Raw genomic sequence first — 25,002 nt, 5'->3', positions numbered from 1 at the left:
ATTTCCCGCTAAAAAATGAAACGCATTGTACCCAGTCAGATCGGTTCTAGCGAGTGCTATTAGCTTTGCGGTTCTTATTGACTATGACTACCGTCACACAACGGTGGTGTTCCGGTCTGTTTACACTGGCAAAGAAAAACCGTTTCCGTTTTGCGGGCCACAAAGACTACCGGGTCGAGCCCTGTGCCCTGATGAGAGCCATCACAAAAGGGTTGCTTACCGGAACGCCCACAGGCACACCAGCCATAGGTTTCACCCTCAGTAAGATCTACTTTGGCTGGCAGGTCGCCAGCACGTTGAACATCAGCATGAGACATACTCTGATCTCCGTTTACTGCCTGCGAATCATTCCGCAGGTAACAGTAAACGTAGAGTACGGTTTATCAGAGATCAAACTCCAGGAGAGATTATTCCTCGTCAGAGGTTTTCTGACGAGCTTCTTCTGCCTTTTTCAGACGACGGATTTTTTCCGCTAATGGCGTGTTACGCTGCGGCTGACCCGACTCTTTAGCCTTTTCAGCTTCGCGGGCTTTCTCATACACAGACTTGCTCTTACTCTTTTTCTTCTGTTCCAGATTACGGCGTTTACGGCTTTCATAGCTGTCAGGGTCTGCCAGTTTTTCGCTACGACGGGGAACATCGAGAAAAATAGGTTTTGGCGAGGTGCGTTTTTTCTTTATACGTGACATTTCAATTACCTTTATTTCGGTGAGCCGAGCGATCACTCTGTGACTCTGCGTCTAACCGTTCCTGTTCTAGTCTTTCCTGTTCGAGCTGCTCAGCCTCCAGCCTCTGCCGTTCCCACTTTTCCAACCATTCGGCGACGGTTTCATAGGTTATCGGGCCTAGCTGGCCACCCCGCAACTCGTTCAGCAATATTTCTGATGCTTTGTGCATATCAATTTTGCCACCGGGTCTCAGACCGCCCCGCTTGCGACCAATCGCTTCTAACACCTGATCGCCGCGCTCGGGCAACTGTTTCAGCTTATAGCGGGCCATTAACAGATCCGGGTAGTCCTTACGCAGAAACTCAGCAGCATAAAGCGCAACATCTTCAAACTCGATAGCGGTATTCTTAATCGCTCCGCTGGCAGCCAGTCGGTAACCGGAATCAATATCTTCAATTTTTGGCCACAACATCCCCGGGGTATCGGATAACGCCATACCGTTGCGCAAGGTAAAGCGTGTCTGTCCCTTGGTGACGGCGGGCTCATTACCAACCTTGGCAATCTTCTTACCCAGCAGCGCATTGATCATGGTGGACTTGCCGGCATTGGGAATTCCCATAATCATCGCCCGCACCTGGCGACCATTATTACTGCGGGAAGGCACCAGTTTATTACACAGATCAGGAATAGTACTGATCAGCTTTTTTTGCGAGTAATCGATCATGATCGCCTGAGTGTCAGGCAGACTATTATAGTAATCCGCCCACTCCTGGGTTCGCTGTGGATCAGCCAGATCACTTTTATTCAGCAGTTTAATAACCGGCGTCCCTTTACGCAGCTGAGATACCATCGGATTTTCACTGGATACAGGCAGGCGGGCATCAAGCACCTCAATGACCACATCGATCTCGTCCATTACCTTGGCGATCTCTTTGCGGGCTTTATGCATATGGCCCGGGAACCAGTTAATCGTACTCATAATCACAGTCTGCTAAATCAGGGAGCAACATTATACCTGTCGCATAGAAAACAGCGACTTCTTTCGCCGTTTATCCGATAATCGGATTACCTGTAATGGTGATATGCCCTGCTGACAACAAACGCCATTGCTTATATGCTTAACCAAAAAGCAGTTTTAATGGAAAAAACCTATATGGAAACCACATCAGATTCACAAGTTCTGATGGCCCGACAACCGATCTTTGATCGCAGCCAGCGGGTTGTTGCCTATGAACTGCTATACCGGGATGGACAGGATACTGAAAACGGACTGTTCCGTAATTCAGGCAACACCAGCGAAGTGATCCTCAATTCCTACACCAGCATCTCTGATCAGGGTGAGCTGAAGCGGGTACCCGCGTTTATTAACCTCAATCGCGACCTGCTGGTGTCAGATGATTTTCCAGAACTTCCACGTAAAAATATCGTCCTCGAAATTCATGAAAGCATTAAAGTAGACCGGGATGTGATCGTCGCTGTTTACCGCCTTGTTAAAGCAGGTTATCGGATAGCACTGGATCATTTTACTTATAAACCTGCGTATGAGCCGCTGCTGAAGATGGCCCAGATCGTTAAGGTTGATGTACAGAATATGAGTTTTGAAGAGGTTGCCGAACAAGTTCGGCTGCTGAGCCCCTTTAAGGTGACCCTGCTGGCCGAGAAGATCCAGACGGTGGAGATGCTAGAAGAGTGTAATAAACTCGGCTTTAAACTGTTTCAGGGTAATTTCCTCAGTAAACCGAAAATGGTGAAGGGGAAAAAAGTTGATCCTAACCAGGCCGCCCTGTTTGAACTGGTACAGGAACTGCAAAACCCCAATACCACACCGGAACGCCTCGAAAACCTGATCATACGTGACCCTGTTCTGACCTACAAACTACTACGGATTGTTAACTCGGCGGCCTACTCTCTGGTGCGCAAGGTTGAGTCCCTGACGGAAGCGGTGGTCATGCTTGGCATGGCGCAGATCAGAAAGTGGGCAACCCTGATCGCCCTGAACAACCAGAGCGGTAAACCGGAAGAGATCTGCCGCAGCCTGCTGGTACGGGGCCGGATGTGTGAAGAGATCGCGCTGGCCGCTAAACGGAGCAATCATGGCAGTTATTTCATGACCGGCATGATGTCCAACCTGCACTTGTTGCTGGATATTGATCGTGAAACGATGCTCAAAGAAGTTCCGCTGAGTGACGAAATTAAAAATGCGATCCTGTTCAACCAGGGAGAGATGGGCGAAACACTGCTGCACGTTGACTATTATGAAGCCGGCGACTGGGACCTGTTACCGACTAACTTCGACTCAAACCTTTATGAATCGAGCTATCGCAAAGCGCTCGATTGGAGCAAAGAGGCGATGCAGGCCCTCAGTGATATAGGTTAAGAGACGCAGCATCCATTAATCCGTAACCTCAGGCCGCATTTGCGGCCTGCTGCTTATTTGTTCGTCTTATACGCGCTTTTTATGCGCCAAGCTGCAGATCCGGGTGCGCGCTGGCAAATGCTTTAAGCTTCACACAATTCGCATTCACCCGCACTATATTAGGATAGCTATCGAGTGCACAATTGAAACGATTGGCATTAAACACCTGAGGTACCAGACAGAGATCAGCCAGCGTCACTTCACCACCAAAACTATACTCATCTGCCGTTTCGGCAAGTAACTGCTCCAGCGCATCAAACCCCTGGTAGATCCAGTGCTGATACCACTGAATTTTCTGCTCATCACTAGCACCTAACTCAGACACTAGATATTTAAGCATCCGCAGATTATTAAGCGGATGAATGTCACAGGCCACCAGCTGAGCCATAGCCCGAACTTTAGCTCTGTCGGCAGGATTTTTTGGCAACAGCGGCTGCACCTCTGAACAGGTTTCATCCAGGTATTCACAGATCGCCAGTGACTGAGTTAACAGCAGATCTCCATCCTGAAGTGCGGGAATCAGCCCTTGCGGGTTTCGCGCCAGATATTCAGCAGAGCCCTGTTCTCCCGCAAGCAAACTAACCGGCACCTGCTGATAGTCAACCTCTTTAAGATTAAGCGCGATACGCACACGGTAAGCCGCTGACGAGCGACAGTAATCGTATAAGATCATTCAAACTTTCCTCTAATAATCTATATATCAATTAATTATAAATATAATTTAAAGCTAATTGATAATATCAGACCGCCCACACATGCTCATAAGCAGAGACTACACAAGGCACTGATGGTTTAGTTTTTGCTGCAGGTTCTTCTCCAGCCAGTCCTTAAAAAACTCAATAAACAGACTGACTTTAGGCGGGACATACTTCCGCTCCGGGTAGACCGCATACAGACTAAGCCGCTCAGCTTCATAGCCCGGCAATAGCAACTCCAGCTGCCCCTGGTTAACATATTGCTCAATCACAAAGGACGCCAGGTTAGCCACGCCGCGATGCGCCAGCAACGCCTGTAGAACCAGCAGACTATTATTGGCTTTCAGGTCACCGCTGACCTGAATAGTCTGACTGCCCGCAGCGTTTGTCAGTGTCCAGGCATTGGTATTACTCGCCAGCATAAACACCAGGCAATTATGCTGCTTAAGTGCGTCAGGCGTTTGCGGATAGCCATGCTGAGCCAGGTAATCAGGAGTAGCACAGAGGAACAGCGGTATAGATGCTATCTCACGGGCAATCAGGCTGGAATCGGGCAGCTTAGGATGGGTAATTCTCAGCGCCAGATCAAATCCATCCCTTAGCAGCTCCACGTCACTATCATCAAGGGCAACTTCCAGCTGAACATCCGGGTAAGCCGCCATAAATTCGGGTATTGCTTTAGCAAGCAGTAACTGACCAAAAGTCATGTTACAGTTTATTTTCAGCACACCACGAGGCTTACCCTGAAGTTGCGACACCAGGTTTTCGGCTTCATCTACCTCTGCAAGAATACGCTGACATTTTTCATGATAAGCCGCACCGACTTCAGTGACACTCAGCCGCCGGGTTGTTCGCTGCAACAGCCGTGCACCTACATGCTGTTCAAGATGTGAAATCTGCTTACTCACAGATGAACTGGAAATTCCCAGTTCCGTTGCGGCCAGGGAGAAACTTTTAAGGTCCACCACCCGCACAAATACGCTCATCGCCGACAATACATCCATTCACCGACTCTCCATAACCGTGATCAGCCTTAACGCTATCAGGGCACCTTAGAAGAAACAATATTAATTCGACAAAGCGGATAATCATCTGACCCACGATACAGCTACGAATAAAAAAAAACGGCATCAATTGCCGCTTTTTATTAACAAAGACCGTATTTACAAAGACCGTCGTTAAAGCGGCACAATCAATACCGGACGCTTTGAGTTATGCATCACTTTATTCGCGGTAGACCCCAACAGGAACTGCCCCATCGCAGAGTGAGTTCGGGTTCCCATGACGATAACATCGGCATCAATCTCATCAGCTACTCGTAAAATGGTTTTCCAGGGAGCCCCCTCCTCGACTCTGGAGCTGATAGAGCCTTCGGTTAGCATCTCACTCTGCTCAAGCTCTGATTCGCAAAAACGCTCAATGCGCTCCTGAATTTTAAGCTTAAGGTTTGCCAGACTCTGATCATGCAATTCGTTCAGGGTCGAATCATTTATCATCGTTTGCACGATACTTTGAGCCGAGGCACTCAGAGGCTCTATCACGTGCAGGTAGGTAATCTCAGAATGATAGTGACCACAGAGACTGACGGCTGCACGAAATGCAGGCCGTGAACCTTTATCAATATCAGACGCGTATAGAATTTTTTTTACATCAGGCAGCATATTCAAACCCTCAGATAGAAAAGGCCCCGCGGGGCCTTAATATTGTAACTTAACAGTTTAGCGATACAGCAGTTCTGGTAAGAAAAGTGAGATCGATGAAAACAGTGTAATCAGTGCGAGACGAATAATATCAGCACACCAGAACGGGGTAACCCCTTTGAAAATTGTACTGGCCTTCACATCTCGCAGCACCGCACTCAGTACGAAGACATTCATACCGACCGGCGGGGTAATCAGACTAATCTCTGTCACCACAACCACAACAATACCAAACCATACAAGATCAAAACCCAGACTCTGAACCAGAGGGAAAAAGATCGGTATCGTCAACAGCAGCATCGACAAGCTTTCAAACACCATACCCAGCACAATGTAGATTGCCAGAATCACCAGAATGACGACCATCGGGGCTACGTTGAGACTATTGACCAGATCCAGCAGATCAGACGGTAAACCCGCACGATTGATGAAGTTTGAGAAGATCAGCGCGCCGATAAGCACACCAAAAAGCATTGCCGAGGTACGCGCAGTATCGGTGAGAATATCAAACAGACTGCCAAAGTTCAGCGATCGGCGGTAAAGCGCAATAACAAACGCCCCACCCGCACCAATGCCTGCAGCTTCAGTTGGAGTGAATATACCCATGTATATCCCCCCCATGACGATTGAAAATAGTGCCAGCACACCCCAGACACCATTCAATGCCTGAATGCGCTCCGGCCAGTCCATTTTATCACCGCAAGGGCCCGCTTCCGGCGTGCGCCAGACGACAAAACGTACTGCGCAGAGATAGAGTAAAATACCCAGAAAACCCGGAATAAAGCCAGCAGCAAACAGCTCGCGAATACTGGTCTCTGTTAACAAACCATAGATCACCAGAATAACTGACGGTGGAATCAGTATACCCAGTGTGCCACCGGCAGCGATTGATGCGGTTGCCAGCGAGTCTGCATATCCATACTTACGCATCGGAGGCATAGCGACCTTGGCCATGGTTGCAGACGTAGCCAGACTGGAACCACAGATGGCAGAGAAACCGCCACAGGCAACCACGGTTGCCATAGACAACCCGCCCTTACGATGCCCGAGAAAAGCATAGGAGGCGCGGTATAGCTCATGGGAAAGACCCGACTTAGTTACCAGATTTCCCATCAGGATAAATAACGGAATCACCGACAGGCTATATTCCTGAGCGGTATTGATAACCCGCTTGGAAGCCATCGATAAAGAGGAGTTCCAGTTGAAATCCATAAAATTTTCGAAACTCAGTCCCTGCATATATGCAAAACCGAAGAAGCCCACCAAGCCCATCGCAAAAGCAATAGGCACGCGAACCACGACGATAAACAGCAGTAATATTGCAAAACCAATTAATGCAGTAATCATTCTTATAATACCTGTAACGTTATCAGCGCATTTATACCCGGCAGCCCGGAATCAATCCCGGGATAGAAATAACAACCGGTAGATACCATAGCTGATCATCAGCGCAGCGGTTGCCCAGCTCATGATGGCGATGTATTCAACAATATACCCCACCGGCATTTGCAGAAACTCAGTCACCTCATCGCGGCTCATGGAGCGCATTGCAAGCTCATGGATACGTACAGCGAGAAAATACAATGATGTGGAGATAAGCAGAGCCGACAGCAGCCCCAGAACTTTAATCAGCGTATTACCCAGTAACCGATCAAGGATATCGACCACGACATGACCACCGCGCCAGGTAATAACAGGCATCTCTGCGAAAACCAGGATAGCGAGACTCATCTCGGTCAGCTCTGTTGCGCCGTCTACAGCATTGCCAAGAAAATAGCGACCAAATACATCAGCACAGGTCAGCATCATCATAAAAAAAAGCGTGAGAGCAGCAATCAACTCAAGGAAAAAGGCCAGCCATACGACTGGCCCCTTCTCCTCATAGTGCTCTGTAATCCAGGCACTCAAGGACATATCAAACTCCTCACTTATAGCTGCGGGCAATTTCGCGCAATTCGGCAAGAGCAGCTTTAGCATCAACATCACGGTCAGCTACAGACTCATAGAATGCCTCATCCATACCCTTAGTAAGAGCCTTAAACTCTTCAGCCATAGGCTCGCCGGGCTTAATCAGCGCAACGTTAACACCATTTTCCTGAGCGGCTTTAAGACCTTCAACATCGGCAGCGTCCCAGGCACGACCCGCCATTGCGGAGAGTTTTTCACCGGAAACACTGAGAATCGCTTCGCGGTCTTTCGCATCAAGGTCGGCAAGGAAATCAGGATTCATGAAGATGCCGAAACTACCCAGGTACATGCCACCCGGCAGTGCAACAACGTTGCGGGCTACTTCATGCAGACGCAGAGATTTTTGCTCACCCATAGGGATAAAGACGCCATCGATAACGCCCTGCTGCATCATCTCATATACTTTTGGTGCCGGAGCACCGACTGCAGTAACACCCATCCGCTCGCCGATTTCACCCTGTACACCACCACCAAGGCGGATCTTCTTACCGCTCAGCTCAGACAGTGAAGTAATTGGATTCGCCAGATGAATCTGACCCGGGCCATGAGTAAACAGACCGATCACTTCAAGACCATCATTCTCATTCGCCTTAGCGAAGTATTTTTGATGCACACGCCAGTGAGCAACAGAGGCTGCTTCAGCACTTGCACCCAGCAAAGGCTGCTCAACAGCTTGTGTCAGCTTGAAACGACCCGGCACATAACCGTGATAGCTCCATGACGCGTCAACAACGCCATCCTCTACCAGTTCAAACATCGTTTTTGGATGGCCCAGACCATACTCAATCTCAACCTTAACCCGTCCCTCAGTGGCGTCTTCAACCCACTTAGCCCAGGTAGGCCAGACAACAGCATTTTGCGGATGGGTCGGTGGCAACCAACTGGCTACACGCAGTGTAGTTTCAGCCATTGCACTTACAGAAAAGGATGCACCCAAAGCAACTGCGGCAGCAGTTTTCAGGAAAGTCATTTTTGTCATTCGTTCTATCTCCTGGCTATCTCTTCGACGCTATTAACGTCAATTATTTTTATAAGAGATTGTTGGGGCTTTGCCCCTATTTATTATTTACCTTTGCATCTCTGCAATAAGGTCAATTCGAATCATAACCAACAACGTGATACAATTCTATACAAATAACGTAGTATATTTGTATCAATAACACACTATCTTAATGCTTATCGACACCCCGTCTGAAAAGACTCGGCACTCAGGCAATGGAAGTTCTAGTGTGTCCATCAATGCAATATAGTTAACATGTTAACTTAGATGCATTTGCCCGTAAACAGATATAAACAAGAATCAGCTACAACCCCGCGACCATTGCGCAAACGGAGAAAACGATTACACACCCGTATGAAGGCCCCGCGACAATAAAGACCAACAGCATAATTACTTATAGACCATAGGGATATAATTGCCTTCTCTTAGCTTGATGGGATACTTTTTTGCACATAAACTCTTTGGTTTGCGGGTAATGTCCGATGACAAGCATTGAATACCCTTCCCGTTCTGACTGTATGAGAGCCGCATGAACAAACTTCGTTGTATTGAAGAGCTGGTTGATGATTTTAAGAATCAACGCCCCATCCGCGGAGGCTCTTTGATTATCACCATCTATGGCGATGCCATATCGCCCCGGGGGGGAACAGTTTGGCTCGGAAGCCTGATCAAACTGCTGGAGCCCCTGGGGCTTAACCAGCGATTGGTCAGAACATCTATATTCCGACTGACAAAAGATGGCTGGCTCGCGTCAAGCCAGGTTGGCCGTAAAAGTTTTTACAGCCTGACCGACACCGGACGCCGCCGATTTGAAATTGCCTTCAGACGGATCTATGCCGAGCTTTACCCTGAATGGGACGGCAAATGGGACATGATCGTTACTACGCAGCTTGATAACGAGTTACGTAAAGTGGTTAAAAAAGAGCTTGAGTGGCTCGGATTCGGTAACATCGCCCCTAGTATCATGGCACACCCAATGGCGGATATGACCGATGTAAATGCCACGTTGCAGGAGTTATGTGTACTCAATGATGTTATTCATATGCGATCAGAGCTGGTTGGCAATCAAACCTCATCACCACTGAAAGAGCTGGTACATGAGTGCTGGAATCTCGATCAGCTGGCAGAAGGCTATCAGTCATTTCTGGAACGCTTCAGGCCGATTCTCAGAGCCGTAGAAGCACAACCCGAACTGGACCCTGAACAATGTTTTCAGCTGCGCACCCTGCTGATTCATTACTATCGCAGAATTCTGTTGCGTGACCCACAACTGCCGGAGAAGCTGCTGCCTGCTGACTGGTGCGGAACATCAGCTAGAGTCCTTTGCAGAAACATCTATCGGTTAATCTATCAGAAAGCAGAGGACCATCTCTCCGCAACCCAGGAAACCGCTGATGGCTCACTGCCAGAACCCGCCCCACGCTTCTATAAACGTTTTGGCGGTCTGTAAGCAACTGCAACAAACTGTTGCAACTCAAAACAGTTTATGGAATTAATAAAACAAAGAGCAGCCATAAAAGCTGCCAGCTAATCCCTTTTCGACTACACAGAACTGATTCTATGCCATTACCACAAGCCGCTGAGCGGAAAAAGATGCACACCCGTACCGTCACCTGCGAAGGGTTTGAAAGAACCGACGGACTTTGGGATATTGAAGGACACCTCACCGATATTAAAACAGTACCAATTATGCTGCGCGACAGAAGCGATACGGCTGTTGAACCCGGTGTGCCGATCCACGAAATGTCTATCCGGATTACCATTGACCTTGATTTTAACATCATCGATGCCGTGTCCAGCATGGATCACACCCCTTTCCGCATCTGCCCTTCAATTGCGGACGCGTATAAGCAACTGACCGGGCTAAGAATTGCACCCGGCTTCACAAAAAAATGCAAAGAACTGTTCAGCGGCACAAATGGCTGCACCCACCTGCTGGAACTTCTCGGGCCAGTCGCAACCACCGCATTTCAGGCAACCCATCAGGCCCGGGAAGCCAGAAAAGAGCAGGATGATGAGCATGACCGGCCGCATACACTGAATACCTGCCATACCTTCGATAGCACCGGAGAGGTGGTTAAAAAATACTGGCCGCAGTTTTATGAACCGGAAAAGTTAATCACCACCCGTGAAGTCAACTGACCCGACTCTCATTCGCCTGAAACATCACATACTCAATAAACAGTCGCACTTTACCGGGTATATATTTGCGTTCCGGATATAACATATACACCTGCCGCGGAAGTGGCCGCCAGCCGGGCATCAGTTTTATCAGACGCCCGGCGTTTAAAGATTTATCCACCACATAATCAGGCAGGTTGATAATCCCCAGACCGTTTTCCGCCGCCCTTGCGGCAATATTCAGTTCATCTACTTTAAGCCGTGCCTCACCGTCTATTCTGACCACCTCATCATCCGGCCCACTAAAACTCCACACAGGGTTTCTCCGGGTTAATATCAGAGTGTGTTGATGCAACTCTTGCGGATGCTTAGGCCTTCCCCGTCGACGCAAATAATCATCGCTGGCACAGACACTGAAACTTGACTGCAACAGCGGCCGGGAGATCCAGTTCTGCAAGCGCACATCGCCAATACGAAACGCAACATCAATACCCTCCTCGACCAAGTCAATATTGCGGTTAACAACAATCAACTCAAGATTAATCCGCGGAAAGCGCTCCATAAATTTAAAGAACCATTCAGCCAGCAGATCGTTAGTAAGACTGACCGGCGCCGTTACCCGTAGCAGCCCCGAAGGCTCAGCAAGCTCATCATCAAGCTCTTTTGCGGCAGACTCCAGCTCAGCAAACAGCGGAAGACAACGGTTATAAAACTTCATCCCCGCCTCAGTAAGCACCATCTTGCGGGCACTACGATGCATCAGTTTATAGCCCAGGTCTTTTTCCAGCTGCTGCACCTTACGGCTCACCGTCGACGTCGGTACTGATAACGACTCAGAAGCCGAAAGAAAGCTGCCGCGTTCAACCACCTTGAGAAACAGATAGAGATCCTGATAGTTCATTTCATCACCATAAACCCATATATGGGATCATATATTACACATCCGCATCATACTTTTATATAAGCAATCATATATGATGATTTGATAACAATCATAACCATCCAGAGTGCTTATTTAATGAATATTGCAGCCAAACACCTGAGTACAAGGAGCCCTGACATCCACGAGTTATCAAAGCAGGTTAGATTCCAGAACAGTGATGGTACCGTCTGGTTTGGTGAGCAACGGATGCTGCTAATGCAACTGGCCTCACTGACAAACTTTCGTAAGGAGCAGATACTCACTGTTGGCCTGGAACGGGCTAAAGGCTTCTTTATGCGCCTGGGCTACAGCCTGGGACAAAAAGATGCGGAACTGGTGAAACGACTGGCCGGTGATATCGAACCCGAAGAACTCTTCAGGACAGGCTTTCAGCTCGACTCATTAAAAGGATCGGTAAAGGTTGAAGAACTTAAACTCGAGATTGACCCGGACAATAAACATTTCTATGCCCTACTGAATATGCACGATGCCTACGAGGCCGAAATGTTCATCTCTGAACTGGGTCTCACTGACGGCCCGGCCTGTTGGGCACTGGTTGGGCATGCCAGCAGTTTCGCCTCCGAACTACTGGGACAGGAGATCATCTTCAAAGAGATCAAATGCCGTGGCTGCGGTGATCCTCAATGCCTGTTTGAAGGCAAACCAGCTACCGAGTGGGATGATTACCAAAGCTATCGTAACTACTTTAAAACAACCCCCATTATTGAAGAGCTGTACGATCTTCAGAATCAGCTTTCAGTGCTGCGCCACAAGATAGACAGCAGCGCAAGTCTGGGGAACTTTATTGGCCAGTCAGACGGCTTCCAACGGGTCTGCAAACTGGCCAACAAAGCTTCAACCGGAAAAGTCTCGGTGCTGCTGCTGGGTGAAACCGGTGTAGGTAAAGAGTTGGTAGCCAAAGGCATACATGAAAACTCCTGTCGTTCGGTCGAACCCTTTATCGCGGTCAATTGTGCAGCCATTCCTCCCGACCTGATCGAAGCAGAGCTGTTTGGTGTTGAGAAAGGCGCCTACACCGGGGCAACGCAGACCCGAGAAGGCCGCTTCGAACGCGCTCACCGGGGCACTATCTTTCTCGATGAAGTGGTTGAACTTAGCCCCCGCGCCCAGGCAACCCTGTTGCGAGTGTTGCAAGAAGGAGAACTGGAGCGGGTTGGCGACACCCAGACACGCAAAGTTGATGTCAGGGTGATCGCCGCCACTAACGAATCACTGATTAAAGCCGTTGAGACCGGTCGCTTCCGTGCTGACCTCTACTACCGTCTCAATGTCTATCCGATTGAAATCCCACCGTTAAGAGAACGGCGCGAAGATATCTCAATGCTGACGACGTATTTCCTGCGTAAATATGAGGCGTACTACAGCAAAAAAACCCTCGGACTATCTGACCTGGCAACAAAAACGTTGCTTAGTTACGACTGGCCCGGAAATGTGAGGGAACTGGAAAATGTAATCGAGCGGGGGCTTATACTGGCTGAAAATGGCGAAACCATCGACGCTCAGTACCTGTTCCCCAACATGAATCGTGATAGCAACAGTCAGATGATCTCAACCTCCGGGCAGCTGATCGACTCTTCCACACCCTCACCTCAGAACCCGGATAGCCACTGGGCGCAACAGGCTATAGAGCAACTGGGGTCGATGGAAAAAATTGAAGAAGCGCTGGTGAGATACGCTATCTCTAAAGCGGAAAACAATGTGGCTGAGGCAGCCAGGATGCTCGATATCACCCGCCCGACACTGGCGTACCGGCTAAAAAAACTGAATATAGAGATTGGATAAGATGTTATTTGAACAAAGCCAGCAGCTACTGAATAAGGCGATCGCCTTCGCCACAAACGCAACCGTTAATGTAAACATCGCTGTCTGCGATGCTGGTGGCAACCTGTGCGCGTTTCAACGCATGGATGGTTCCCCACTAGGGTCTGTTGACATTGCCCAGAAGAAAGCCCGCAGCGCCGTACTGTTTGGCGCCCCCACCGAAGCACTGGGCCAACTCGTGCGGGAACAGCAACTGGACAGCTTTGAACAGACCAATGAAGGTCTGATTCTATTTGCCGGAGGTGAGCCGGTGTTTCATCAGGGCCAACTGATCGGCGGCGTCGGCATCTCTGGTGGTAGCGCCGCAGAAGATAAAATGATCGCCCTTGCCGCTATCGACCAGGCCGGCTTCACCCCTGCAGGAGCAACCGATGAAGTTTAAGCTCAGCGTTGTTGACCAGTCTCCAGCTCACGACGGCCAGTCTCAAACTCAGGGGCTACACTACTCTACCCGCCTGGCGCAGCTGTGCGAAGAGCTGGGTTACCACCGTTTCTGGATTGCTGAACACCATGATACTGCCAGTTACTCCAGCTCCTGCCCGGAAATTCTGATTGCTCATATCGCCCAGAATACCCAAAAGATTCGTGTCGGCAGCGGCGGTGTCATGCTGTCCCACTACAGCCCTTTGAAAGTGGCTGAAGTGTTTCGCACGCTGGAAGCACTCAACCCGGGAAGAATCGATCTGGGCGTTGGCCGCGCACCCGGCGGTACTGACCTGACCAGCAGAGCGCTGGCTTTTCCGAACAGACCCAACACCGCAGAGCTATACCCTCACCTGCTGAGTGATCTGAGCGGATTTCTGCATGACAATCTGCCCGCTGAACACCCTTTTTTCGGTATCAACGCCACGCCGATCAATGCCACAGCCCCACAACTATGGACGCTGGGGTCCAGCAGCGGCAGTGTTGATCTGGCTGCTGAGCTCGGTCTGGGTTTTGTTCTGGCACTGTTTATCGGCACCCATGAACGGCCAGCAGAGATCTTTGAACGCTATAAAACAAGGTTCCGGCCCAATGGACGTGGACTGGAGCAGCCACAGACAATCCTCTCGGTCGCCTGCCTCTGCGCTGACAGTAAAGAGGAGGCCGCCTATCTGGCCGCCCCTAATATGTACTGGAAAGTGATGGCGTTCCGCCACGGTATTCGTGAGCATATCCGCAGTCCTGAGGAAGCTCTGAGTCTTGTCAACAAGCTGCCACTATCGGATCAGGCCTATTATCAGGAAACCCTTGATTCAGTGGTCAGCGGCTCAGCGACTGAGTGCCGTGAAGAACTTGAACTACTGGCACAACACTACCATGCAGAGGAACTGATGCTGGTGAATGTCACCCACGGTTTTGAAGATCGCTGCAACAGTTATCGCAAACTGATGGCCGCATTTTAAGCAGGTAAAAGCCGGTTCAGTTGTGAACCGGCCGATCAGAAACCGACAGCAATCGCTGCTCTTCCGGTAACGCTAGCGTCACCACCTGGCCGTCAATATCCAGTGTTAGCTCAACTGCCTGCAACAGATGATAGGGGCTGCCCAGCCGTTCAAAGTCGGTATCGTCCAGTCCCTGCTCTATTCGCTTCAGGTAATAATACCCCTGATGTCCATAGATTTTATCACCCACCAGCGGATAACCCAGATAGCTCAGTTGAACACGAATCTGGTGCTTTCGGCCCGTATACAAGTGACACTCAATCAGTGCCCTGCCTGCATAACTGGTTATTACCCTGAACTCCGTCTTAGTATGGCGCGGCTTTATAAAGTGACACGCCTCAGCCGGATCAACGACATATACCTGACTGCGTATTAAGCTGCCGTTTTTTTCAGATAACTCACACTCCATGAGTTTTGCTTGCCAGTCAGGCACACCCTCAACCCAGGCGTGGTAGATCTTTTTATGAATCAGTTCATGCAGACGAGGCTTCCAGCGCCGATCTGCGTCTGCATCTTTCGCTAACAACATCACCCCGGCCGTCTCGGTATCCAACCGATGTAACAAGCGGGCATCATAATAAGGTGTTTGCCGCCGCACCAGAGAGATCAGGGTATTATAGAGATTACGGGTAGTACGGCTAACCGGTAGCTGATGCGGCTTATACACCGCCATCAGCTCACTGTTTTGCCACAGCAACCGCCAGCCTGTGTCCACGTCCTCTTCAGCGTGATCCGGCAACCTCACACAGAGCTGTTCAGTTCCGTTAAGCAGCTGATCAGTTGAAACTTCGGTGTTATCGACACTGATATAGCCATCAGCCAACAGTTCTGTCAGCCTTAAACCATCCCCATCAGTCAGGCGTGAACGCAGAAATTCAGTCAACGACAGAGGAAACTGCTGAGAGGCACCAGAACCTTCAATATCAGAAAGATTAAAAATAAGTGTAAAGTAGACTGACAATGGACCGGAACCCTGCATCAAAAATATAAAAAAAGCCTCACGGGAGGCTTTCTGGCAGCAGATCTGTATGGCTTCTTAAAACCGCCTGCCGGTCAGAGGTCTGGTAACTGCTGACGGGAAAATATCTCTTCGATCTCTGCACGGTTACTGCATGACTGTACTTGCTTCACCACATCAGGAGTCAGATGAGGTGCAAATTGCTGAATGAAATCATACATGTAACCCCGCAGGAAGGTACCTTTACGGAAACCAATCTTTGTGGTGCTGTACTCAAACAGATGGCTGGCATCAAGACGCACCAGGTCCTGATCCTGATTCTCATCAAATGCCATACTGGCGACAATTCCGACGCCTAATCCAAGGCGAACATAGGTTTTGATAACATCAGAATCGACCGCAGTGAAGACAACTTTTGGCTCCAGCCCTTCCCGGCTAAATGCATCATCAAGCTTTGAGCGGCCAGTAAAGCCAAAGACATAAGTGACTATGGGGTACTGAGCAACGTCCTGCAGCGTCAGTTTAGCCACCTGGGCAAGGGGGTGATCTTTAGGCACAACGACCGAGCGATTCCAACGGTAACAGGGCATCATAATCAGATCATTAAAGTGCGACATCGCTTCAGTCGCAATGGCAAAATCCACCGTGCCATTAGCGGCCATTTCTGCAATCTGCATCGGCGTTCCCTGATGCATATGCAGGGAAACATCCGGATAGCTTTTCATAAAGTTGTTAATTGTCTGTGGCAAGGCATAGCGAGCCTGAGTATGAGTCGTCGCCAGATCAAGACTCCCCATTCTTTCGTCACTAAACTCCTGGGCAACCTGCTTGATGCTTTCTACTTTACGCAGAATATCACCCGCCACCTCAAGAATCGCTTCACCGGCAGGCGTTACCCGGGTAAGGTGTTTTCCGCTGCGGGCAAACACTTCAACACCCAGCTCATCTTCAAGCAGGCGTATCTGTTTGCTAATACCCGGCTGAGAAGTATAAAGACTCTGTGCAGTGGCCGAGACATTCAGATCATGTCTGGCCACTTCCCAGATGTAACGCAACTGCTGCAGCTTCATTTATACCTCCAACAACGATAAAACTATATTTTAATAACTATTGATTATAATACACCGTTACCGTTTTCGGAAAACCTATCTTCAGCATCACCTAAACAAAGGTCGGCTTAGCGAATAATCTGGCGTCTTCCGTTCAGCTCAGTCGATTACGTAACTTACGTATCTCTTCTTCACATGAGGTGATTTTTTTCTCCTGAGTGACCAGCCGAGCGGTTGCACGCATCACCTCCTCGGTTTTATCTTTAACCTGTCCCCGAAGCATATTTTCACGCCGGGATGCATCGTTAACCGCCAGCAGGTTTTTCTGATTAACCCGCTTCAGCTCCTCTTTAACTTCATTGACTTTGTCTTCAAGGCGCTTACTGCGGTTCTGTTCCGTTAGTAACAGACTACTTAGCTGACTCCGCTCGCGGCCATTCTGACTATCTTCAGATTTATATCGCTTTAGCTCTGCTTCCAGCGTTTTAATCTGAGTCGCAGATGTTTCCAGCTTGACATCTTTCTTCGCCACCAGAGCCTGAAGGTTATGGATATCTTTGGTCAGAGCGGACTCTTTACGACCACACTCATCGCGAAACTTTTCCAGCGCACTACGGTAATAGCGGGTATCGGCCTCAACCTTAGCAACCTGTTCAAGACTGTGTCGCTGCTCATCGACAATGCGCTGATCGAAGGTACGTTTAGAGTCGTCCATTTTTTTCTGCAGCAGGTTCAACTCCTGCTCGACATTCAAACGACGCTGCTCTTCAGCTTTTTGCTCAGAGATGGCGGTTCCCAGGTTTATTTTCAGCACCGAAACCTCTGCTTCCAACACCTGGATCTGATGTTTCTCCTGCACCAGCTGCTGCTGCAGGTCGCGAACATTCTGATCCATCTCCGCCTGCTGACTTTGCGCCTTAAACAGTTCGGTTTCTGAGTGTCGACGAGCATCTTCACTGGCCAGTTGCTGATATTGCTTATCGGTCGATAAAGAGGACTGCGCTTCCTGTACAGCAAGCTGCCACATAGACTCAAAGCTATGGACTAAGGATTCTGGCAGCTCCGGCATTTTAGGCGAGGAATCGCCATACATTCGCATCCGATCAGGCAACACCGTCCACCACTGTTCCAGCAGTGCCACCAGCTGCTCTGGCACCACCCCGAGCACCTTTGCCAGATCATCGGTATTGGGTGCTCTGCCACTTTTAAGCATGGCATCTGCTGCTTTATTAAACTCTTCAGTATTAATCTGTTGACTCATTGATAACGCCTTACCGGGCTGATGACTGCCCGTCAATTTTCTGCAATTTTTTTAACCCGTTTTCCAACTCATCCCCCAATGGGGCGTGGAAAATTTTTCTGCCACCGGATGGCAGAGGTACACGTAGCTCAGCAGCATGAAGAAATAAACGGCGCATACCGTAACCTTTCATCTCCCGATTGACCGGGTCTGTACCATATTTATCATCACCAATGATCGGGTGTCCTGCAAACTGGCAATGCACCCGGATCTGATGGGTACGTCCGGTGATAGGCCGCGCCTCAACCAGTGTAGCCAAACCATCAAAACGCTGTAAAACCTTATACTCGGTGAGCGAAGGCTTTCCCAGAGGATGGGCTTTTACGATCCGCTCTCCGGACTTTAGTTCATTCTTTTGCAGCGGAGCGTCGACCTTTGTTTTGCGGGCAGACCATTTACCCTCTACCAGTGCATGGTAGATTTTGGTGATCTGTTTAGCTTGCAGCGCGGCATGGAGAAAGCGCAACGCACTGCGTTTTTTAGCCACCATAATACAGCCCGAGGTATCCCGGTCCAGCCGGTGCACCAACTCAAGAAAACGGGCATCCGGGCGTATCTGGCGGATCGACTCTATCAAACCAAGGCTGATACCACTGCCACCATGAACCGCCAGCCCTGAAGGTTTGTTCAACACGATGAGATCATCATCTTCAAACAGGATAGCGTTCTCAACCAGATGTTTGAGATTATCGCTGACCGTTGCCTGAGGCTTCTCTTCACTCAGTCTGATAGGCGGAACTCTGACCAGATCGCCATCCTGTAAACGGTAATCCGGTTTAATGCGCTTTTTATTAACCCTGACCTCACCTTTGCGTAAAATCCGGTAGATCAATGTTTTAGGAGCACCTTTTAGACGGGTGCGCAGGAAATTATCTATCCGCTGCCCGGCTAACTCTGAATCTATTTCAAACCATTGCACTGCAGGGGCTGATACTGCTGTTTCTTCTGACATATTAATGGGATATCGGACCTTTCGATTGATGCTATCTGTTTAAGCTGCTATATTCTAGCGCTGCTGCGGGCAGTTGGCTTTAGCTAATTTGAAATTCCCTATTATTTTGCAATTTAGTTTGAAGAATCAGGCAAATAATCGGTTTGAATCCCTCGTACAGCATCAATTTTAAGAGAATTACTACGTATTTCATCCAGCTGGCAATGCCCTGAATTACAAAGCCAGTTGGAGGTGAAGATGTCAGTTGCCCGGAACCTGCCAATATAAACCGGCAGACACAACCTGATCAGACTCGAAATAAGAAGTCGATATGAGGCAACTGTTTCCTTCACCGTCGATAAGACCAGACAACATCATTGTGTTGCCTGGCATTAAGTTAAACACATGAGTCGTTACGAAGACTTGGTTTTCTGTGTCTGTTTAGTTTGCAGACACCTCTCTGTGTGGCTTGCGGCCGGATGAAGTGCGTTAGTGTTATAAGAGAACGCTAACAAACAATGAAAAGAATGCTAATTAACGCAACTCAACAAGAAGAGTTGCGCGTTGCCCTGGTTGATGGGCAGCGCCTTTATGATCTGGATATCGAATCCAGCTCCCGCGAACAGAAAAAAGCCAACATCTACAAAGGCAAAATCACCCGGGTTGAACCTAGCCTGGAAGCCGCTTTCGTAGAATATGGCTCCGAGCGCCATGGCTTTCTGCCTCTCAAAGAGATCTCCCGCGAATACTTCAAAAAGGGCACCGATAAAGGTGGACGTCCTAATATTAAAGAAGTGATCGCTGAAGGCACTGAAGTCATTGTTCAGGTTGATAAGGAAGAGCGCGGCAACAAAGGTGCTGCGCTGACCACTTTTATCAGCCTGGCAGGCCGCTATCTGGTACTGATGCCGAACAACCCACGTGCAGGCGGTATCTCCCGCCGCATCGAAGGCGATGATCGCAAACAGCTGAAAGAAGCGCTTGATGGCGTCACCATTCCGCCAAAGACCGGCGCCATCGTACGTACCGCCGGCATCGGTCGCACCTCAGAAGAGCTGCAATGGGACCTTGATTATCTGATGACCCTGTGGGAAGCGATTACCGGAGCTGCTGAAGAGCGTCGCGCGCCCTTCCTGATCTATCAGGAAAGCAACGTGGTTATCCGTGCAATCCGCGACTACCTGCGCCAGGACATCGGTGAAGTGCTAATCGATAAGCCAGAGGTCTATCAGGAAGCCCTGAACTTCGTTCAGCAGGTCATGCCCAGCTACCAGAACAAGATCAAGTTGTATGATGAAGCGATCCCTCTGTTCAACCGCTTCCAAATTGAGAGCCAGATCGAAACCGCTTTCCAGCGTGAAGTCCACCTGCCTTCAGGCGGCTCTATTGTTATCGACCCCACTGAAGCACTGGTATCGATCGACATCAACTCTGCCCGCGCAACCCGCGGTAACGATATTGAAGAAACCGCGTTGCAGACCAACCTGGAAGCCGCTGATGAGATCTCTCGCCAGCTACGCCTGCGAGACATCGGCGGTCTGATCGTTATCGACTTTATCGATATGACCCCCATTAAGAACCAGCGCGATGTTGAAAACCGGATGCGTGATGCGCTGAAGGTAGACCGTGCCCGCGTACAGCTAGGTCGCATCTCCCGCTTCGGCCTGATGGAGATGTCTCGTCAGAGACTACGTCCATCGCTGATCGAAAGCCGTGGAGCCGTTTGCCCTCGTTGCAATGGCCAGGGCACCGTACGTGATCCAGAGTCGCTTGCACTGTCGATTCTACGCCTGATTGAAGAGGAATCATCCAAAGACCGCACCGCGCAGATTCGCGCTATTCTGCCGGTCTCTGTGGCGACCTTCCTGCTCAACGAAAAACGTCGTGAAGTTCACGAAGTTGAATTACGTCATAAAGTTCGTGTGGTGGTTATACCCAACCCGAACATGGAAACACCTCATTACGAAGTGGTTCGCCTGCGGGATGATCACACAGTGATCAACACCAATGATGCCAGCTATACCCTGCAACCTGAGCCTCAGGAAGAGCTGGAAGTAGAAGCCGCCCGAACGCAGCCTGTTCGTGAGCGCGCTGCAGTCAGTACTGTTGCACCGTCAACACCGGCTCCGGCACAGGCAGCACCTGCACCGCAGCCGGTAGCACCTGTTCAGCAGACTGCTGCAGCCCCTTCCCTGACCAGTCGCATTTTCAATGCCCTGGGCGGTTTGTTTGGCAATTCTGAAGACGCCAAAGAGAAAGCCCGACTGGAGCAGGAAAAAGCCAAGCAGGAACTGGAGCAGGAAGAGCGCAATAAGAAACAACGCGGTCGTAAACGCACCGGTGGCAGCAACAATCGCCGTGATCGTGATCGTAACCGCAATCAACGCCGTGACAACGACACGATTATTGACAACCTGTCTGATACGCCTGAACCGCAGGGATCACGTGATCGTGATGAAGCCCCTGAAGATTCTGGTCGTGGACGTTCGCGCAATCGCCGTCGTAGCGAGCGTGATAAAAACTCTCAACAGGATAAACCTGAAGAGCAAAACAATGCCCAACAGAACGCTACTCAACAGGAAACCCCTCAAAAGAGTAACGAACAGGACAAGCCTGCTGAGCAGAATGAAGATGGACGCGCGCGCGGCGAACGCCGTCGCGGACGTCGTCGTCGCGGTGAGCGAAGCGGTAAACGCACTGCTGACAGCAACACTACCGAAACGAATGAGCAGCTAACCACAACCGATGCTGCAGCAGAAACAACGGCACAACTGCCGGTTGACAGTGAAGCTAGCCAGCCAACGCCTGCAGAAAAGACTCAGAGTGATTCTCAGGCCGACGCTAAGACTGAAGAAGCTCCACGCAAGCGCCGCCAGCGTCGTCGTGGACCAAAAGCAGATAGCTCAACCAGCAATGAAGCTGATCAGTCTACCGCTGCAGAATCTTCTGAGACAGCAGACAACCTGACTGCCGATGCCGTTAAACCAGAACCTGTAGAATCTGCACCGGTAGCTGTAGAAGCAGTTACTGAAAAAGCGGCCGAACCTGCGGTGACTGAGCTGACTGAACCCGACGCAGCAGACACTGTAGCGGAACAGATCGAACAGCCCGAAGCGGCTTCTGATACTAAGGCTGTTGAAACTAAGGCTGCTGAAGTCACTACTCCTGAGACTCCTGCTGACGAAACACCTGTTTCTGAAGAAGCTGTAGCGGAAGAAGTGACACTAGTTAAACAAACGGTAGCCGAAGAAGCTGTAGCTGAAGAAGCTATAGCTGAAAAAGCTGTAGAAGAAACCGCCCCTGAAGAGATAGCGACTGCAGCGACCGTAGCTGACGAGGTTATCGTTACAGAAAACGTTTCTGAGACCAAGCCTGTCGATGAAACTAAAACAGTAGCTACAGAAGCCCCCGTCGCCGCAGAGCCTGTCACTGAGACGACTGCAGATACGATTACGCCAGCTGAGACTCTCGAAGTTGAAATCGAAATCGAAACAACTCCAGAGGCAGCTGCGCAGACAGTTACTGAAGAGGAGCAACGCCCTACCGGACGTCGTGTGCGCAAGCGCCCCGATCTGACAGCACCGGCTGTAGCACCTGATGAAGTAATGACTGCCCGTCCCCGTCGTGAAGCAGCACCCACTGCGGCACCGGAAGCCGAAGCAGCGGCGCCACGTCAGCGTCGCCAGCGCCGCGCGCCTAATGATCCGCGTCAGCAGGAAAACAGCGATAGCTGAGACTCTGTAAACTGACAAAAAAGCCGGCTATTCAGCCGGCTTTTTTATGTTCTGCGTATAGCAGAGTCATTCGATCTATCAGGGATAACAGCGGGGCTCAATCTCAAGCATTACACCATACTGCTTATAGACATCCGCCTGAATCGCACCAGCCAGCTCAACAATATCCGTACCTGTAGCATTACCATGATTTACCAGCACCAGCGCCTGTTTCTCATAGACCCCAGCATCACCTTGAGTACGCCCTTTCCAACCCAGCTGATCGATCAGCCAGCCCGCGGCCAGCTTACTGTACCCAGGCTTATCGGCAAAAACCACCATACCGGGAAAAACCTGCTTAAGTTGTTGCGCCTGATCCTCAGGTATTACCGGATTTTTAAAGAAACTCCCTGCATTTCCCAGCTGTTCTGGCTGAGGCAGTTTGCTATTACGCACCTCACAGATAAGATCACTAAACTGCAGCGGCTCAGGCGATGTTATACCGCGATCCGCCAACTGACCGGAAATGCCACCATAATGCAGCACAGGAGTAAACTCACGACTCAGGGTAAAAGTTACGGCGATAATCAGATAGCGCCCCGGGAAGCGACTTTTGAAAATGCTGTCACGATAATCAAACTGGCAATCGGCCGACGTAAAGACAACCTGTTCGCCGGTTTCCAGATCAAACGCCTCCAGACTCAACATCCGGTCTTTAATCTCGACACCGTAAGCACCGATATTCTGAATCGGAGCCGCACCCACAGTACCGGGAATCAGGGATAAATTTTCCAGGCCATATGCCCCCTGCTCCAAGGTCCAGCGAACAAATTGATGCCAGTCTTCACCACCACCCGCGGTCACTGAAACGGTTCCATCCGGATTATCGCTAATGTGTAATCCGCGAATTCGGTTGACCACCACCAACAGATCCAGGTCCGCGGTCAGAACAAGATTACTCCCCCCGCCGATCAGCAACACAGGGATAGCCTGATGCTGCATAAACTCGCGCAGATCTGCTAACTGCTCAATACTGTCCAGAAGCGCGAAATAGCGCGCCGACACATCAAAACCGAAACTGTTATAGGGCTTAAGAGAGATATTTTCCTGAAACTGAAGACTCATTGATTAAGCTCTTTGGCGATACGATTTAAAAGCGCCTCAGAAGCCGCTTCCACCAGATCCAGTACCTGATCAAAACCGGAGGGACCGCCATAATAGGGATCAGGCACTTCCAGTACAGACAGTTCAGCCAGATCAAGAAACAGGCCAAGGTATCCCTGAAACCCGGCAGGACAGATAGATTTAAGCTCAGCAAGATTTTCTTTATCCATCGCGATAATGTAATCGTAATGACCAAAGTCCGCAGCAATCGCCTGACGGGCACGCAGATCACTCAGATCGTAACCCCGCCGCAACGCCGCTGCAGCTGACCGATGATCCGGCGGATTGCCGATATGATAGGCCGCCGTGCCCGCCGAATCGATCTCGATCAGATGGGCCAGGCCCCGCCGCTCCACCAGCGCCCGAAATACACCGTGTGCAGTCGGAGAGCGACAAATGTTACCCAGGCATACAAATAAAACAGCCTTTTTATCTATATTTTTCAAATAATTAACCATTATTTTTCGGTGTAGTTTTGCCTAAAAAAAACAGGCTATTACGCATATTATAAAACAAATACTTACCAAATGGTTTTCAGAAAGAAAAACGGGAAATATAAGAAGAATTAGACTTGAAACTCTACCCTATCAAAATAGCGGGGACATATTCCCCAGATCAGTCTTATCTATTTGTTTCATCTCAGGTAATCAGCACACCATTTTTAAGAGTTCTGAAAAGTGCGAAGGCACTTGCCTGTCACTTAATTTCAATATCAAAACCGATCAGAGGCTTTGGCATATGAGCTTTACTATGAATGAACTGGGTGAGGTTTTAACAGAAACTCAGGACGGCGTAACAATGCCAATAGACTGCAGCTTTGAAAGGGTTAATGACTGGATACATGGTATTGACGTTCAGTTTGAAGAGCTCCAGGCGCTATGCCTGGGAATGGCTGCAGAGAATGATCGATTAAGAAAAACTGCATTCTCAGTAATAGCAGGCAAGTGGGACGATCAGGAAAGAAACTGCAAATACTCTGATGACTTCGACACGCTGGACCAGGCTATCGAAGCTTATGATAAAGTGTCCGGGTATCCGTGGGCTTACATCGAGTATCAGGGGCGGATTTTGAGACTATGGGATAAAGGGGTTCACCCTTTGAGGTGAGGAAGGTTGCTTAAACAACAACAA

The 25,002-nt window shown here is 49.7% G+C and carries 24 protein-coding genes; 8 read left to right on the top strand and 16 right to left on the bottom strand.

Annotation, left to right across the window (positions count from 1 at the left end):
* Positions 1-74: 74 nt before the first annotated feature.
* From Q0499_RS02810 to ylqF, 3 genes are all read right to left on the bottom strand, one after another.
* Complete coding sequence (locus Q0499_RS02810; RefSeq protein WP_299195824.1) at positions 75-317, bottom strand: CDGSH iron-sulfur domain-containing protein; 243 nt, start codon at positions 315-317, stop codon at positions 75-77.
* A gap of 90 nt (positions 318-407) precedes the next feature.
* Entirely contained in the window at positions 408-689 is a 282-nt protein-coding gene (locus Q0499_RS02805) for a hypothetical protein (protein WP_299195822.1), read from the bottom strand.
* Between the two features lies 1 nt (position 690).
* A complete protein-coding gene (gene ylqF, locus Q0499_RS02800; protein ID WP_299195820.1) occupies positions 691-1,647 on the bottom strand; it encodes a ribosome biogenesis GTPase YlqF in 957 nt (318 codons plus the stop codon).
* Between the two features lie 174 nt (positions 1,648-1,821).
* On the opposite strand from ylqF, the gene Q0499_RS02795 reads away from it, so the two are divergent.
* A complete protein-coding gene (locus tag Q0499_RS02795) occupies positions 1,822-3,045 on the top strand; it encodes an HDOD domain-containing protein (protein ID WP_299195818.1) in 1,224 nt (407 codons plus the stop codon).
* 79 nt (positions 3,046-3,124) lie between these two features.
* Here the strand turns inward: Q0499_RS02795 and maiA are convergent, their stop codons facing one another.
* The 6 genes from maiA to Q0499_RS02765 all read right to left on the bottom strand — a co-directional run bounded on the left by maiA (position 3,125) and on the right by Q0499_RS02765 (position 8,426).
* Positions 3,125-3,757: a maleylacetoacetate isomerase gene (maiA, locus tag Q0499_RS02790; protein WP_299195816.1), complete on the bottom strand. Its 633-nt coding sequence runs from the start codon at positions 3,755-3,757 to the stop codon at positions 3,125-3,127.
* A 99-nt stretch (positions 3,758-3,856) separates the two neighbouring features.
* Positions 3,857-4,783 (bottom strand): LysR family transcriptional regulator, encoded by a 927-nt coding sequence (locus Q0499_RS02785; protein WP_299195814.1) that lies wholly within the window; start codon positions 4,781-4,783, stop codon positions 3,857-3,859.
* Positions 4,784-4,957: 174 nt separating this feature from the next.
* Positions 4,958-5,440: a universal stress protein gene (locus tag Q0499_RS02780; RefSeq protein WP_299195812.1), complete on the bottom strand. Its 483-nt coding sequence runs from the start codon at positions 5,438-5,440 to the stop codon at positions 4,958-4,960.
* A 57-nt stretch (positions 5,441-5,497) separates the two neighbouring features.
* Positions 5,498-6,826: a TRAP transporter large permease gene (locus Q0499_RS02775; protein WP_299195810.1), complete on the bottom strand. Its 1,329-nt coding sequence runs from the start codon at positions 6,824-6,826 to the stop codon at positions 5,498-5,500.
* 51 nt (positions 6,827-6,877) lie between these two features.
* A complete protein-coding gene (locus Q0499_RS02770) occupies positions 6,878-7,393 on the bottom strand; it encodes a TRAP transporter small permease (protein WP_299195808.1) in 516 nt (171 codons plus the stop codon).
* Positions 7,394-7,403: 10 nt separating this feature from the next.
* Complete coding sequence (locus Q0499_RS02765; RefSeq protein ID WP_299195805.1) at positions 7,404-8,426, bottom strand: TRAP transporter substrate-binding protein; 1,023 nt, start codon at positions 8,424-8,426, stop codon at positions 7,404-7,406.
* Positions 8,427-8,976: 550 nt separating this feature from the next.
* Here Q0499_RS02765 and paaX point away from each other — a divergent pair.
* Both paaX and Q0499_RS02755 read left to right on the top strand, forming a co-directional pair.
* The gene (gene paaX, locus Q0499_RS02760) at positions 8,977-9,897 is read left to right on the top strand and encodes a phenylacetic acid degradation operon negative regulatory protein PaaX (protein WP_299195803.1); all 921 of its coding nucleotides are present in this window, start codon (positions 8,977-8,979) and stop codon (positions 9,895-9,897) included.
* 110 nt (positions 9,898-10,007) lie between these two features.
* Positions 10,008-10,589, top strand: a complete 582-nt coding sequence (locus tag Q0499_RS02755) for a DUF2889 domain-containing protein (RefSeq protein ID WP_299195801.1) — start codon at positions 10,008-10,010, stop codon at positions 10,587-10,589.
* Here Q0499_RS02755 and Q0499_RS02750 read toward each other — a convergent pair.
* Positions 10,582-11,469, bottom strand: coding sequence for a LysR family transcriptional regulator (locus Q0499_RS02750; RefSeq protein ID WP_299195799.1), 888 nt, complete (start codon positions 11,467-11,469; stop codon positions 10,582-10,584). The two genes, Q0499_RS02755 and Q0499_RS02750, sit on opposite strands and share 8 nt — an antisense overlap.
* Positions 11,470-11,586: 117 nt before the next feature.
* Between Q0499_RS02750 and Q0499_RS02745 the strand changes: the two genes are divergently transcribed.
* Genes Q0499_RS02745 through Q0499_RS02735 form a run of 3 tightly spaced genes read left to right on the top strand, consistent with a single transcriptional unit; the run spans position 11,587 to position 14,717 of the window.
* A complete protein-coding gene (locus tag Q0499_RS02745; RefSeq protein WP_299195797.1) occupies positions 11,587-13,293 on the top strand; it encodes a sigma-54-dependent Fis family transcriptional regulator in 1,707 nt (568 codons plus the stop codon).
* A gap of 1 nt (position 13,294) precedes the next feature.
* Entirely contained in the window at positions 13,295-13,714 is a 420-nt protein-coding gene (locus Q0499_RS02740; RefSeq protein ID WP_299195795.1) for a heme-binding protein, read from the top strand.
* On the top strand, positions 13,704-14,717 hold the full coding sequence (locus Q0499_RS02735) for an LLM class flavin-dependent oxidoreductase (protein ID WP_299195793.1): 1,014 nt from the start codon (positions 13,704-13,706) through the stop codon (positions 14,715-14,717). The genes Q0499_RS02740 and Q0499_RS02735 overlap by 11 nt, the downstream gene beginning before the upstream one ends.
* Positions 14,718-14,733: 16 nt before the next feature.
* Here Q0499_RS02735 and Q0499_RS02730 read toward each other — a convergent pair whose 3' ends face one another.
* The 4 genes from Q0499_RS02730 to rluC all read right to left on the bottom strand — a co-directional run bounded on the left by Q0499_RS02730 (position 14,734) and on the right by rluC (position 19,015).
* Entirely contained in the window at positions 14,734-15,717 is a 984-nt protein-coding gene (locus Q0499_RS02730; RefSeq protein ID WP_299195791.1) for a pseudouridine synthase, read from the bottom strand.
* 92 nt (positions 15,718-15,809) lie between these two features.
* A complete protein-coding gene (gene cysB / locus Q0499_RS02725; RefSeq protein WP_299195789.1) occupies positions 15,810-16,784 on the bottom strand; it encodes an HTH-type transcriptional regulator CysB in 975 nt (324 codons plus the stop codon).
* 133 nt (positions 16,785-16,917) lie between these two features.
* Positions 16,918-18,024 carry a DNA-binding protein gene (locus tag Q0499_RS02720; protein ID WP_299195787.1) on the bottom strand — a complete coding sequence of 369 codons (1,107 nt, stop codon included), beginning with the start codon at positions 18,022-18,024 and terminating at the stop codon, positions 16,918-16,920.
* 10 nt (positions 18,025-18,034) lie between these two features.
* A complete protein-coding gene (gene rluC, locus Q0499_RS02715) occupies positions 18,035-19,015 on the bottom strand; it encodes a 23S rRNA pseudouridine(955/2504/2580) synthase RluC (protein WP_299195785.1) in 981 nt (326 codons plus the stop codon).
* Between the two features lie 497 nt (positions 19,016-19,512).
* On the opposite strand from rluC, the gene rne reads away from it, so the two are divergent.
* Complete coding sequence (gene rne / locus Q0499_RS02710) at positions 19,513-22,728, top strand: ribonuclease E (RefSeq protein ID WP_299195783.1); 3,216 nt, start codon at positions 19,513-19,515, stop codon at positions 22,726-22,728.
* A gap of 78 nt (positions 22,729-22,806) precedes the next feature.
* On the opposite strand, the gene murB is transcribed toward rne, so the two are convergent.
* Positions 22,807-23,832: a UDP-N-acetylmuramate dehydrogenase gene (gene murB / locus Q0499_RS02705; RefSeq protein WP_299195781.1), complete on the bottom strand. Its 1,026-nt coding sequence runs from the start codon at positions 23,830-23,832 to the stop codon at positions 22,807-22,809.
* Positions 23,829-24,329: a low molecular weight protein-tyrosine-phosphatase gene (locus Q0499_RS02700; RefSeq protein ID WP_299195779.1), complete on the bottom strand. Its 501-nt coding sequence runs from the start codon at positions 24,327-24,329 to the stop codon at positions 23,829-23,831. Before Q0499_RS02700 ends, murB begins: the two co-directional genes overlap by 4 nt.
* Positions 24,330-24,609: 280 nt before the next feature.
* On the opposite strand from Q0499_RS02700, the gene Q0499_RS02695 reads away from it, so the two are divergent.
* Positions 24,610-24,978 carry a hypothetical protein gene (locus Q0499_RS02695; RefSeq protein WP_299195777.1) on the top strand — a complete coding sequence of 123 codons (369 nt, stop codon included), beginning with the start codon at positions 24,610-24,612 and terminating at the stop codon, positions 24,976-24,978.
* The last annotated feature ends 24 nt before the right edge of the window (positions 24,979-25,002 follow it).

The organism is uncultured Amphritea sp. (assembly GCF_937127095.1).
In the GTDB taxonomy this organism is placed as follows: Bacteria; Pseudomonadota; Gammaproteobacteria; order Pseudomonadales; family Balneatricaceae; genus Amphritea.
Note: the sequence above shows the minus strand (reverse complement) of the source record. Positions and strands in the feature narration are given on the sequence as shown.